This is a genomic window from Pseudolysinimonas yzui, from assembly GCF_014653215.1.
GTDB classification, from domain to species: Bacteria; Actinomycetota; Actinomycetes; order Actinomycetales; family Microbacteriaceae; genus Pseudolysinimonas_A; species Pseudolysinimonas_A yzui.
Window position 1 is genome coordinate 832,347 of sequence record NZ_BNAI01000001.1, and the last position, 12,139, is coordinate 844,485.

General features: G+C 70.7%; 12 protein-coding genes and 1 tRNA gene. 7 read left to right on the forward strand and 6 right to left on the reverse strand.

Features of this window, described 5'->3' with window-relative positions:
• Complete coding sequence (locus tag IE173_RS04175) at positions 1-3,378, reverse strand: error-prone DNA polymerase (RefSeq protein ID WP_191282065.1); 3,378 nt, start codon at positions 3,376-3,378, stop codon at positions 1-3.
• A 28-nt stretch (positions 3,379-3,406) separates the two neighbouring features.
• Here IE173_RS04175 and IE173_RS04180 point away from each other — a divergent pair, with 28 nt between their 5' ends.
• Both IE173_RS04180 and IE173_RS04185 read left to right on the forward strand, forming a co-directional pair.
• A complete protein-coding gene (locus IE173_RS04180) occupies positions 3,407-3,967 on the forward strand; it encodes a GNAT family N-acetyltransferase (RefSeq protein WP_191282066.1) in 561 nt (186 codons plus the stop codon).
• 3 nt (positions 3,968-3,970) lie between these two features.
• Entirely contained in the window at positions 3,971-4,258 is a 288-nt protein-coding gene (locus IE173_RS04185; RefSeq protein WP_191282067.1) for a DUF2087 domain-containing protein, read from the forward strand.
• A gap of 25 nt (positions 4,259-4,283) precedes the next feature.
• Here IE173_RS04185 and IE173_RS04190 read toward each other — a convergent pair whose 3' ends face one another.
• Positions 4,284-5,849 carry a DNA polymerase Y family protein gene (locus tag IE173_RS04190; RefSeq protein ID WP_191282068.1) on the reverse strand — a complete coding sequence of 522 codons (1,566 nt, stop codon included), beginning with the start codon at positions 5,847-5,849 and terminating at the stop codon, positions 4,284-4,286.
• Between the two features lie 44 nt (positions 5,850-5,893).
• Here IE173_RS04190 and IE173_RS04195 point away from each other — a divergent pair, with 44 nt between their 5' ends.
• Both IE173_RS04195 and IE173_RS04200 read left to right on the forward strand, forming a co-directional pair.
• Entirely contained in the window at positions 5,894-6,238 is a 345-nt protein-coding gene (locus IE173_RS04195; protein ID WP_191282069.1) for a VOC family protein, read from the forward strand.
• Between the two features lie 43 nt (positions 6,239-6,281).
• The gene (locus IE173_RS04200; protein WP_191282070.1) at positions 6,282-6,674 is read left to right on the forward strand and encodes a hypothetical protein; all 393 of its coding nucleotides are present in this window, start codon (positions 6,282-6,284) and stop codon (positions 6,672-6,674) included.
• Positions 6,675-6,683: 9 nt separating this feature from the next.
• Here IE173_RS04200 and IE173_RS04205 read toward each other — a convergent pair whose 3' ends face one another.
• The 4 genes from IE173_RS04205 to IE173_RS04220 all read right to left on the reverse strand — a co-directional run bounded on the left by IE173_RS04205 (position 6,684) and on the right by IE173_RS04220 (position 9,610).
• The gene (locus tag IE173_RS04205; RefSeq protein ID WP_191282071.1) at positions 6,684-8,351 is read right to left on the reverse strand and encodes a phospholipase D-like domain-containing protein; all 1,668 of its coding nucleotides are present in this window, start codon (positions 8,349-8,351) and stop codon (positions 6,684-6,686) included.
• Positions 8,352-8,375: 24 nt separating this feature from the next.
• Positions 8,376-8,675, reverse strand: coding sequence for a DUF1905 domain-containing protein (locus tag IE173_RS04210; RefSeq protein WP_191282072.1), 300 nt, complete (start codon positions 8,673-8,675; stop codon positions 8,376-8,378).
• Complete coding sequence (locus tag IE173_RS04215) at positions 8,672-9,430, reverse strand: hypothetical protein (RefSeq protein WP_191282073.1); 759 nt, start codon at positions 9,428-9,430, stop codon at positions 8,672-8,674. The genes IE173_RS04210 and IE173_RS04215 overlap by 4 nt, the downstream gene beginning before the upstream one ends.
• A gap of 96 nt (positions 9,431-9,526) precedes the next feature.
• A tRNA-Leu gene (locus tag IE173_RS04220) sits at positions 9,527-9,610 on the reverse strand.
• Positions 9,611-9,715: 105 nt separating this feature from the next.
• Between IE173_RS04220 and IE173_RS04225 the strand changes: the two genes are divergently transcribed.
• The 3 genes from IE173_RS04225 to IE173_RS04235 are packed head-to-tail and all read left to right on the forward strand — an operon-like array spanning position 9,716 to position 12,135.
• Entirely contained in the window at positions 9,716-10,291 is a 576-nt protein-coding gene (locus IE173_RS04225; RefSeq protein ID WP_191282074.1) for a YdeI/OmpD-associated family protein, read from the forward strand.
• 27 nt (positions 10,292-10,318) lie between these two features.
• Positions 10,319-10,789 carry a hypothetical protein gene (locus IE173_RS04230; protein WP_191282075.1) on the forward strand — a complete coding sequence of 157 codons (471 nt, stop codon included), beginning with the start codon at positions 10,319-10,321 and terminating at the stop codon, positions 10,787-10,789.
• A 35-nt stretch (positions 10,790-10,824) separates the two neighbouring features.
• Positions 10,825-12,135, forward strand: coding sequence for a M20/M25/M40 family metallo-hydrolase (locus tag IE173_RS04235; protein WP_191282076.1), 1,311 nt, complete (start codon positions 10,825-10,827; stop codon positions 12,133-12,135).
• Positions 12,136-12,139 lie beyond the last annotated feature (4 nt).

Here is a 12,139-nt window from a genome sequence, read left to right on the forward strand (position 1 = left end):
TCAGTGGAAGTCGCGGGAGCGGTGCAGCACGCCCGCGCTGAGCGGCTCGAAGGCGTCGGCGAGCAGGTTGGTCACACCCTCGTCGGAGCGTTCCAGGATGCCGCGCACGAGCAGTGCAGGCGACTCCCGGGCGATGCGACGGTAACGCTTCCAGACGCCGACCGAGCAGATCACGTTGACCCAGCCGTGCTCGTCTTCGAGATTCATGAACGTCATGCCGCTGGCCGTTCCCGGCCGCTGCCGGTGGGTGACGAGCCCGGCGACCTCGACCCGCCGCCCCGACTCGTGGCTGCGCAGGGCCGATGACGGCAGCACGCCCCGTTCGTCCAGGGCGCCGCGCAAATGTGCGACGGGGTGGTCGTCGACCGAGATTCCGGTCGCCCAGAGGTCGTCGCGGAGGATCTCGAACGACGTCGGGTCGGCGAACAGCGGCGGCTGCACGGTGACGATGCTCGACGGCAGGAACTCCGCGCGGTCGCCCGCCGCGGCACCCGCGCGCCAGAGCGCCTCCCGGCGGGCGAGGTCGAACCCCTCGAACGCGTCGGCCGTCGCGAGCGCCTCCAGCTGCGCGGTGGTGAGGCCGACGCGGCGCACGAGATCTTCCATCGACGTGAACGGTCCGCGCGGGCCGTCGCGCTCGGCGACGATGCGCTTCGCCACCGATTCGCCGATGCCACGTACCCCGGCGAGCCCGAGGCGTACTGCGGCGTTGCCGTCGCGTCGATGCTCGGCCGTCGTGTCGGGGGCGCGCGCGTCGAACACCGGGACGGGCGGCTGGTCGCCGAAGCATCCGTCGAGCCCCGTCTCGGGCACCAGCCCGTCACCTTCGAGCGGCTCCACGAGGGCGAACACCCCGGAACGCAGGACGTCGGGGCGCCGCACCTCGACGCCGTGGCGGCGGGTGTCGGCGACCAGGGTCGCGGGGGAGTAGAAGCCCATCGGCTGGGCGCGCAGCAGCCCGGCGAGGAACGCCGCCGGATAGTGCAGCTTCAGCCACGACGAGGCGTAGACGAGCAACGCGAAACTCAGGGCGTGGCTCTCGGCGAACCCGAAGTTCGCGAAGGCCTCGATCTGCCCGTAGATCGTCGCGATGCCGTTCTCGTCGATGCCCTTGCCCCGCAGCCCCTGTTCGAGCTTCTCGCGCAGCGTGCCGATGCGGATCGTGCCGCGTTTCGAGCCGAGCGAGCGTCGCAGCAGGTCGGCCTCCTCGGGGTCGAGACCGGCGACGTCGCGCGCCATCTTGATGACCTGCTCCTGGAACACCGGGACCCCGAAGGTGCGGCCGAGGATCGGCTCGAACTCGGGATGCAGGTACGCGAATGGCTCGCCGAGCTTCCGCCGCACGAACGGATGCACCGCACCACCCTGGATCGGCCCGGGACGGATGAGCGCGACCTGGATGACGAGGTCGTAGAACGCCCGTGGCTGCAGCCGGGGGAGCAGCCCCATCTGTGCCCGCGACTCCACCTGGAAGACCCCGATCGCGTCGGCCCGGCACAGCGCGTCGTAGGTTCCCGGCTCCTCTTTCGGGATCGTCGCGAGGGTCAGTTCGCGTCCGAACACCGTGCGGATCTGGTCGAACGAGTGCTGAAGCGCCGACAGGATGCCCAGGCCCAGCAGGTCGAACTTGACCAGCCCCATCCAGGCGCAGTCGTCCTTCTCCCACTGCAGCACGGTGCGGTCCTTCATGCGCGCGTGCTCGATCGGCACCACCTCGCCGATCGGGCGTTCGGTCATCACCATCCCGCCGGAGTGGATGCCGAGGTGCCGAGGAAAGCCGAGCAGCTCGCCGGTGAGCTGCCGCACCCCGAGCGGGATGTCGTGCAGGTCTTCCGCGATCGGGTCACCCCAGCGTTCGAGCCGCTTCGACCAGGCGTCCTGCTGACCCGGCCCGTGCCCGAACGCCTTCGCCATGTCGCGGATGGCGTTGCGCGGCGTGTAGGTGACGACGTTGGCGACCTGGGCGGCGTTCTCGCGCCCGTACTTCTCATAGACGTACTGGATGACCTCCTCGCGCCGGTCGGAGTCGAAGTCGACGTCGATGTCGGGCTCCTCGTCGCGGATGCTCGACAGGAACCGCTCGAACGGCAGCTCGTAGAAGATCGCATCGATCGCCGTGATGCCGAGCAGGTAGCAGACCGCGCTGCTGGCGGCACTGCCGCGCCCCTGGCAGAGGATGCCGCGTGAGCGTGCGAAGTCGACGATGTCCTTCACGAGCAGGAAGTAGCCGGGGAAGTCCTTCGCCGCGATGACGTCGAGCTCGTTCTGGATGCGGCGGCGATGCCCGGCGGGCAGGTCCGGCCCGTAGATGCGGGCGGCCGCCTGCCAGGTCTCGTGCGACAGCCAACCCATGAGGTCGAACCCCGGCGGTACGTCGAGCTGCGGCAGTCGTGGGGTGACGCTCCGCAGCGCGAACGCGGTCTCGCGGGCGAGTTCGACCGAGTACGCGACCGCTCCGGGGTAACGGGAGAACCGCTGCGTCATCTCGAACCCCGACCGCAGGAAGCCGCCGCCCGCCGCCGGCAGCCACGGTTCGTGCTGGTCGAGGCTCGCCCGTGCCCGCACGGCGGCGAGAGCGGTCGCGAGCGGGGCCCGCTCCGGCCGGGCGTAGTGCACGTTGCCGGTCGCCAGGATCGGCAGTTTCAGGTCGCGCGCGAGCCCGGCGAGGGCGTCGTTGCGGTCGGAGTCGAGCGGATCGCCGCGGTCGGTCAGCTCGACGATGACGTTGTCGCGGCCGAACCGATCGACGAGGGCGCGCAGTTCGCGCGCGGCGGCATCCCGGCCGTGGGTTTCGAGGGCCTGCCGCACGGTGCCCTTGCGGCACCCGCTCAACACCGCCCAGTGGCCTTCGGCGGTGTCGCCGAGGGTGCCGAGGTCGTACACCGGGCGGCCCTTCTCGCCGCCGTCGAGGTGGCCTCGGGTGAGCGCCTTCGACAGCCGGTGATATCCCTCGGTGCCGCGCGCCAGCACGAGCAGGTGGGCTCCCTCGGGATCGGGGATGCCGTTCTGCGGGGTGCGCAGACCGAGCGAGAGTTCCGCGCCGTAGACGCTCGGCATCCCGTGGGCGAGCGCCGCCTCGGCGAACCGCACCGCGCCATAGAAGCCGTCGTGGTCGGTGAGGGCGATCGCCTCCAGCTGCAGCCGCTTCGCCTCCTCGACGAGGTGCTCGGGCATGCTCGCCCCGTCGAGGAACGAATACGCCGAATGCACGTGCAATTCGGCGTACGGCACGTGCGGCTCATCGGGGCTCTCGAGGGCGGGCGCCTGGTATCGCGGGCGGTGGTTGTGCGCGGTCGCACCGTCGGCCCGCGGAGCCTGCCCCGACATCCGCCTCTCGAGTTCGCTCCAGTCGAACGGCGGGTTGTGCCAGCCACCCATGTCAGAGGCGCGTCTCTAGGGTGGGGTCATGGCGATCGAGGTGCTGCCCGCGACTGGCCGCTTCAACGACTTCGCCGAGGTCGTCGGCGTCAAGAAGCCCGGCGGCGGAGGCTGCTGGTGCATGAGCTATCGCGACTCCCGGGTGAGCAACGCGGAGCGTCCGAAGTACATGGCGCGCGAATGCGAGACCTCGCCCGGGCCGGGGGTGCTCGTCTACGTCGACGGTGAGGTGGCGGGCTGGTGCTCGGTCGCGCCGCGGTCGACCTACCGGCGGCTCATGAACTCCCGCACCATCCCGTTCCTCGATGAGCGCGACGCCTGGTCGATCGTGTGCTTCGTCGTTCGGGCCGGCTACCGCAAGCAGGGCCTCATGCACCATCTGCTCGACGGCGCCGTCGAGCACGCCCGGGCGCACGGTGCCGAGGTCGTCGAGGGGTACCCCGCCGAGACGGGAGGCGACAGGATCGAAGTCATCTCGGGCTACGTCGGCACGACCGACCTGTTCGAGGCCCACGGCTTCGAGCGCGCCGCCGAGACCTCCGCGCACGCCGGACACCGCGTGCGCTGGATCATGCGCCGGGAGCTCTGAGCGGTGCCGGTACCCGACGAGTCCGTGCGCCGGTTCCTGGTGCGCGGCGAAGACACCATCGACCGCTACCCCCGGCGGCAGACCGACCGGCGGATGCTGCTGCAATGGATCGCCGACCGCACGTTCCCGCCGGGGGAGCCCGCCCTCACCGAGTCGGAGGTGAACGGGCGCTTGTATCGGTACTCCGAGGATGTCGCGGTGCTGCGCCGCTACCTCGTCGACGCCGGAATGCTCGACCGCAGCTCCGACGGCACCGCCTACCGCCGGATCCTCATCTCGGTGGTCGAGTAGCGCCCGCAGGGCGCGTGTCGAGACCTCAGTCGTAGCGCCCATGCGCCCACCACCCCCGCGCGTCGAGCACGAGCAGCCACGCCTCACCGGTGGCATCCACCACCTGGAACCGCTGAGCCGCCCGGGCGCCGTGCGGATCCCACCAGCGCTCCTCGAGCGGCCACGGCCCGGCCCACGCGGTGAGGTCACGACGGGCACCCGTCGGCGACACGATGACCGCCGGCGAGGCGGAGAGCACCCCGCGCTCGGTGACCGACACCGGGGCTCCGCGCACGTCTTCGACGGCGATGGCCCTCGGGATCTCGTACACCGTCGCCGGATGCGGCGGAGGCACGGCTCCCGGCCACGGACGCCGCGGGTCGCGGGTGAGCACCGCACGATCGCCCCAGGCGACCCGCTGCTGGCGGTCGGCCGGCATCCGTCCGCCTGACGGCACGGCGGTGCCGACGCCGTCGTGCCCGAGCATGCCCTGCACCCGGCTCAACCCGGAGTGCACACCTTCGTCGGGCCCGGTTCCCCAGATGCCGCGTTCGTGCGCACCGACCGGGTCGACCGTCTCGGGGGTGAGCCGCACGCGGGCGACGGGGGAGCGCAGCTCACCCTGGCCATCCCGACGGCTCAGTGCGTCCAACTGCCAGCGCACGCGATCCACCACCTCCGTCGCCGTGAACGACCGCGGATGCAGCCAGACCCGGTCGGTGCTCTCGCCATCGGCGCCGAACAGCTCGACGCGCAGCGCCGTGCAGACCAGGCGCTGCTCGAGCAGGTCGTCGAGGAAGCGCTCCGCCGCGGTGCGCATGCCGAACGCGATCTGGTCGACACGGGCGAGCGGGGGTTCGAAATCCACGGTCGCGTCGACATCGCGCGGGGGGATGCGCGGGGTCGCCGGCCGCGGATCGCGACCCGCCGCGAGGGCATGCAGCCGCGCCCCGAGCGGGCCGAAACGGGCGGCGACATCCGCCTCGTCAAGCACGGCGAACGCGCCGAGGGTGCGGATGCCGAGCCGGGGCAGCAGCGACACCAGCTCGGGGTCTTCGAGCAGCCCCACGGGCAGCGGGGCGAGGAACTCCGCCGTTTCACCCGCGGGAACGATCGTCACCGGGTGGGCGTCGGGAGCCGACCAGCGCGCGGCGCGCTCCGCAGCGAACAGCCCGTCGGCGATGCCCGCCCGGGCCGCCGGCACTCCCAGTTCGGCGAGGGTTCCGAGCAGGGCGAGAGCGGCCGCCGTCTCGCCGCCGTAGTACCGTGCCGGTCCGCGGGCACGCACCGCGAGCATCCCGGGTCGCAACGGGTGCACACCCGGCAGCGCCCCTTCGAGCGCCGACAGCACCGGTTCGAACGCCCGGGAATCGAGCGCCGGGTCGTAGCGCAGCAGGTGCAGCGCGGGGCATCGCGCCTGCGCCTCACGCTGGCGCATCCCGCGGCGCACGCCCTCCGCGCGGGCCGCGGGGGAGCAGGCGAGCACGACGTTCTTCTCGATGAGCGCGGCGGGAGCCTCGGCGGGCAGGCGCGCTTCCCGGCCGTGCGCATGCACGGGCCAGTCGGGGCACCACAGCACGAGCAGTCGTGGTTGCCGCGAGGATTCGAACATGTGTTCGATTGTGCCACGCCCCACCGACGGCGTGAACTGTGGTCATGGCCACCATCGGGTCCGTGGTGTGGGGCGTGCGGGACATCCCGCGCGCGATCGAGTTCTGGGCTGCCGCACTCGACTACGAACTCCTGCGTCCGCCCGACGAGGACTGGGCGGTGCTGCAGCCGCACGAAGGGCAGGAGGGCATCCAGCTCTCCCTCAAGCTGACCAACTCCGACGGGCCGCACCGGCACCACCTCGACCTGTTCAGCGACGACCAGGCCGCCGACGTCGAGCGCTTCCTCGAGCTCGGCGCCGACCCCGTCGATTGGGAGTACGAACCCGACGCCGACTACGTCGTGCTCAGCGACCCCGACGGCAACCGCTTCTGCATCGTGCAGGTATAGGCGTGCCATTGTTCCCGGGGCAACGGGACGCCAAACTCAACGCATGACGGATGCGATGAGCGAGTTCGACAAGGTCGTCGAGACCCTGGGGCCCGAGGTCGAGCGCCGGAAGATGATGGGATCGCCGATCCTGATGCGCGACGGCAAGATGGTCGCCTGCCTCAACGGCGATCTGCTCGCGGTGAAGCTCGGGCGCAACCGCCCGGAGCATGCCGAAGCGCTCAAAGTACCCGGGGCCGCGACCTGGTCACCGCAGCCGAGTCGCCGCGGGTTCACCGATTGGGTCGGGATGCCGCTGGCGGCGAGCGGGGTCTGGCTCGACTGGGTGCGCACGGCGATCGACCTCGCCGACGAAGCCGCCCTGACGGCAGCGTCGAAGCCCGCCAAGCCCCGCACCGGAAAGCCCGGCGGTGGGGGAGGGGGCGGCGGAATCTAGCCGCTCGGGCTACGTGCCGGAGAAGTAGCGCCGCCGCAGGTACCGGTCCGACCCGGTGTCGAAGTAGCCGGTCTCGGCCCACTGCGTCGACTCGTGCAGATAGTTCGGCTGGAAGGCCGCGTCGAAGGTGCGGCGATTCTTCTGCGCGAGGGACTCCCGGAAGGCGTAGTGGCTGAACAGCCGCATGAACTCGCCGAGGTAGACGTCGGCGACGGCGGGCGCACCACGGATCACGAGCATGTTCTCGTCGTTGCTCTCGGTCGAGGCCTTCGAGAAGTTGGCCGACCCGATGACGATGAGCGGGTCGGGCCCCAGCGGGTCGACCAGCATGTACTTCGTGTGCACGTAGAGCACGTGGGCGTCGCCGGTGGCCCGATCGGTCTCGGCGAGCCACCGATCGAAGGAGTTCAGTTCGATGCGGGCGCCGACGGCGATCGTCGTGTTGGGCAGCCGACGGATGCGGTCGATCGTCTTCGACTGCTCGGCGAACGTCGCGCCGTTGCCCTTCTTCTCCATGAGGGCGAACCTGAGCGCCCGGTCGGGGCGGTCGTAGGCCTCGACGAACCGGGCATCCATCCCGAACGCGAAGGTCATGAACAGCCCGCGCTTGGCCGCCTTGGCGCGGGCGGCGTACCAGTCGAGAACCTCGAGGTCGAGGCGCGGCGAGAACACGACATCCGTGTCGGGGTGCCCGGCAGCGGGGTGCGCGGGCGGGGACGGCGAGAGGGCGGTCACCGCGGTCGCCGTCGGCTTGCGGGTGAGGTCGGCGTCGAGGATGTCCCAGTACGCGCGGTAGGACGCGGCGACGCCGGCATCCCGCACGATGTGCGCGTTGTTGGAGTGGCCGAAGATTCCGTTCTCGGAGAGGTTGGTCGAGCCGGTCCACACCTGCGCCGGCTGCCCGGCGGGGGAGTAGACGAAGAACTTGTTGTGCGCGAATCCACCCGAGCGGGTGCGCGGCTTGCACAGCGCGGCGATCCCACTGGCGGCGAGAGCCGCCTCGTTGCCGGCTCGGGCGCTGTCGGCGTCGTACAGCACGGTGATCGTGGCGCCCCGGTCGCGCGCGGCGGCGAGGGCGGCATGGATGCGCGGGCTCTCGAACTCGTAGAAGGCCCCATGCAGCTCGTCGCCCGCGCCCGCCTGAGCGATGAAGGTCTCGAGCCCTTCGACGAGCCCGCGTGACAACCAGTCGTAGGCGGCCGGGCCGACCTCGTCGGGCGGCCGGTTCTGGAACCGGCGGGCGTATTCCTGGGAGGCGATCGCACCCCGGTTGAAGAACACCGCGTGCCGACCCTGGTCGACCTGCTCGGTGGTGACCGTCACCTCGACGCGGGCGTCGTCGACGAGCGCGGTCGGCTGCCCTTTCCGCGCGACGACCCGGTACGTGTAGGTCTGCCCGGGCGAGACCGAATAGTCGGCCCACTGGAAGGTCTGAAACGGGTGAATGCGCGAAGAACGCCCCACCCCGGGCGGCGGATGCGCCTCGACCGACTCGAACGTCTTCAGCCCGGTGAGCCACGCGACCTCGCCGTCCGAATGGCGGTGGCGCCTGATGGCGAAGCCCAGCACCTTGCGCGACCGGATGCGACCGAGCGACAGGTCCCAGCCGAGCGTCACCACGAAACTGCCGGCCACCGCCAGCACCCCGAGACCGTCGGAACTCCCAGTGCTCCGCATGCGCACAGGCTATGCCTGGCGGCGCTAGAGATCGAGCTCGACCTTCACGGTCGCGACGTCGCCGGCCTCGATCTTCTCGGCCTTCCGCACGGCCTTCTTGAGCGGCAGAACGTAGACCCGGGCCTTCGCGTCGGGGAAGATCGAGGTCTTCCAGGCCGTCGATCCGATCGTCGCCGTGACCCGCACCGACCCGAACCCGCGAGGGAAGGCACCCGCGACCTCACGGATCTCGGCGGACGCCTCCTCGGGGAGGTTCACGAAGGTCCACGCGTCGTTCTGACGCGCATCCCACAGCCAGAGCTCCGCGTCGAACAGGTAGATCACGGCGCCACACTATGCGCGGCGACACCGTGCAGGGGAACGACGTCACGCACGCGAGGTTCGACGAGCCCGACCTGCTGATCGACGCCGGGCAGCCACAGCCGGCGCGACTTCACCCGGCCCTGCCACGCCGACGCCACCGACCCCACGGTGACCTGACGCGCCGTGAGGTGCCCGAATCCCGCCCCCAGCCCCGCCCAGGCGCTCTCGGAGACCGTGAGGGCGGCATCCGCCTGCGGCCACTCGCCGAGCGCGACGAGCACCGCCTCTCGCTGCCGCAGCCGGGCCGCGAGCTTGCCCGCCGCTGCTTCGGGCACCCGGGACCGGCCGTCGCGCACCGGCGGTTTCACGAGCACGACCGAGACGACGTCGACGAGCGCCGAGACCACCGCCATCCACTGCTGACCGGGATGCGGCACGAGCACGAGGCGCTCGAGGTCGATCCCGAGGCCGGCCGCCGCCTCCGCACCCAGATCGGGCGCACCGACGATCGCGCACCATGCTCCCGCCGCGCTCGGCCCTTGCAGCAGCGCGAGCGCCAGCGTCGTCGACGCCGCCACCTGGTAGCGACCACCGGCCACGAGCGCCCCGCCGGGCAGCAGGTCGGCGAGCGCCGCATGGGTCGGGATGGCGCGGGTGTCGAGGCGGTTGCGCTGCATGCCGCGGATACGCGCCTGCAGGTCGCGGATGACGTCGGCGTTGCTCGGCAACGCGTCGGGCACGACGACGGCTGCCGTGGCGGCGCCCGACTCGAACATACGTTCGATTCTGCCACCGTCGACCGACAGATGCCATGATGCGCATCCACGAGGAAGGCCCCCGATCGTGATGATCGGGGGCCTTCGACACTCGCGTGCGCGAGGGGGGACTTGAACCCCCACGCCCTTTCGGGCACTAGCACCTCAAGCTAGCGCGTCTGCCATTTCCGCCACCCGCGCGAGTGTGCCACCGTCGTGAGAAATCACTGGGCGACCGAGGATAGACATTAGCACGCGCCTTCCCTCGGCTCCGACCCGGTCGGTGGTCGCCGGTAGCTTGAGGGCATGGCGATCGAGGATCATCCGCGCATGCGCTTCGCGACGATCGCGCAGTTCCGCGCCTGGCTCGACGCGAATCACGAGACGTCGCAGGGCATCCGGCTCGAGATCGCGAAGAAGGGTGCGCCGGTCGTCACCCACACCGTCGAAGAATCACTGGATGCCGCCCTCGAGTACGGCTGGATCGACGGGCGTCGCAAAGGCATCGATGAGCACCTCTTCGAGCAGTACTACGCCCCGCGCGGACCGAAGAGCACCTGGTCGGTGAAGAACGTCGAGACCGTCACCCGCAAGATCGCGGCGGGGCAGATGAAGCCGCGCGGGCTCGCCGAGGTCGAGAAGGCGAAAGCCGACGGGCGCTGGGACCGGGCCTACGCCGGCTCGGCGACCGCCGAGCCGCATCCCGACTTCCTCGCCGCCCTCGCCGCGAATCCGGCGGCACAGGCGACTTACGAGGCGCTCACGGCGCAGAACCGGTTCGCGATCTACTTCCGTCTGCATCAGGCGAAGAAGCCCGAAACCCGTGCCCGCAACGTCGAGAAGTTCGTCGCGATGCTCGCCCGCGGCGAAGCCTTCTATTGAGGGGCGGCGGCTGAGTATCCTGCCGCCATGAGGCATCCTGTCGCGGTGGTCACGCTGACCGTTGCCACGCTCGCGCTTCTCTCCGCGTGCAGCCCTCCGGTGACGGGTTCGGTCGCGTTCACCGTCGACGGCGGGCGCCTGGTCGCGATCGTGCACATGTGCGAGGGCACCGCCGACGAGTTCCAGATCGTCCCCGAGGGCGACGTACGCGACGGCTACTTCGAGCGGCAGTTCTGGGACCTCCCCGCCGGCGACGGAAAGGAGTACCGCCTCGAGATCGGCGACGCCGCCGAGTTCGCCGCGTCGCTCGACCCGGAGGTGTCGTATTCGACCAGCGCGGAACCCGACGACGACTCCCGCTCCGCTCGCGGGCCGAACATCTCGGCCGCCGACCTCGGCGCACTCACCGACGGTGACGTCTTCTACCGCGTCATCGAGCCGGAGGTCGCCACCCTCGTCGGCACCCTCGAGGAGTTCCGCGCCGCGGCGTGCGCCTGACGAACCCCCATCCGGCCTCGGTTACTCTCGAACGCATGGCGACGAGCGGTCAGGAGTCGGGCGAACTCGAAGAGACCGCCGCAATCGCCCGCGACCTGATCCGGTTCGAGACGGTCAACTTCGGCGGCGGGCGCAGCAAGGGCGAGACCGAAGCCGCCGAGTACGTGGCCGCGAAACTCGAGGCTCTGGGTCTTGCGCCGCAGCTCTTCGACTCCGAACCCGGACGCACCAGCGTCGTCGCCCGCGTGCCGGGGCGCGATCCGGAACGGCCCGCGATGGTGCTGCACGGTCACCTCGACGTCGTGCCCGCCGATGCCGCCAACTGGAGCGTCGACCCCTTCGAGGGCGTCATCAAAGACGGGATGCTGTGGGGGCGGGGAGCGGTCGACATGAAGGACATGGATGCCATGATCCTGACGTCGCTCGGCGACATCCTCTCGGCGGGCGAGCTGCCGGCCCGCGAACTCATCGTCACCTACTTCGCCGACGAGGAGAACGGCGGCGTCTACGGGTCGCACTTCATGGTCGACGAGCATCCGGAGCTGTTCGCCGGCGCGACGGAGGCGGTGAGCGAGGTCGGCGGCTACTCGATCGACCTCGGCGGAACCCGCGCCTACCTGCTGCAGACGGGCGAGAAGGCCCTCGTCTGGATCAAGCTCATCGCCCGGGGAACGGCCGCGCACGGGTCACGGGTGTTCCGCGACAATGCGGTCACGAAGCTTGCCGAAGCCGTCGCGAAGCTCGGTCGCGAGGAGTGGCCGGTGCATCTCACGGCGACGACGCGCGACCAGCTGGGCCGGCTCGCCGAGATCCTCGGCGGCAGCGTCGACGATCCGGACGCGCTCATCCTCTCGGCGGGAACGGCGGCCGGGTTCCTGCAGGCCGGCATCCACGTCACCACCAACCCGACGGTGCTGGAAGCGGGCTACAAGCACAACGTCATCCCCGACCGCGCAGAGGCGCTCATCGACACCCGGCCGTTCCCGGGTCGCGAAGACGAGGTGCTCGCCCGCATCCGCGAGATCGTCGGGCCCGAGATCGAGATCGAGATCGTGCACCACGACATCGGCATGGAGGGTGAGTTCTCGGGAGACCTGGTGGATGCGATGGTCGCCTCGCTGCACCGCTTCGACCCCGGCGCCCCCGTGCTGCCGTATCTGATGAGCGGCGGCACCGACAACAAGGCCCTCGCCAAGCTCGGGATCACCGGCTACGGCTTCGCGCCGCTCAAACTCGGACCCGAGCTGAACTTCCCCGCGATGTTCCACGGTGTCGACGAACGGGTGCCGCTCGATGCGCTCGCGTTCGGCCGCGCGGTGCTCGCCGACTTCCTGCGGACCTGCTGACCGG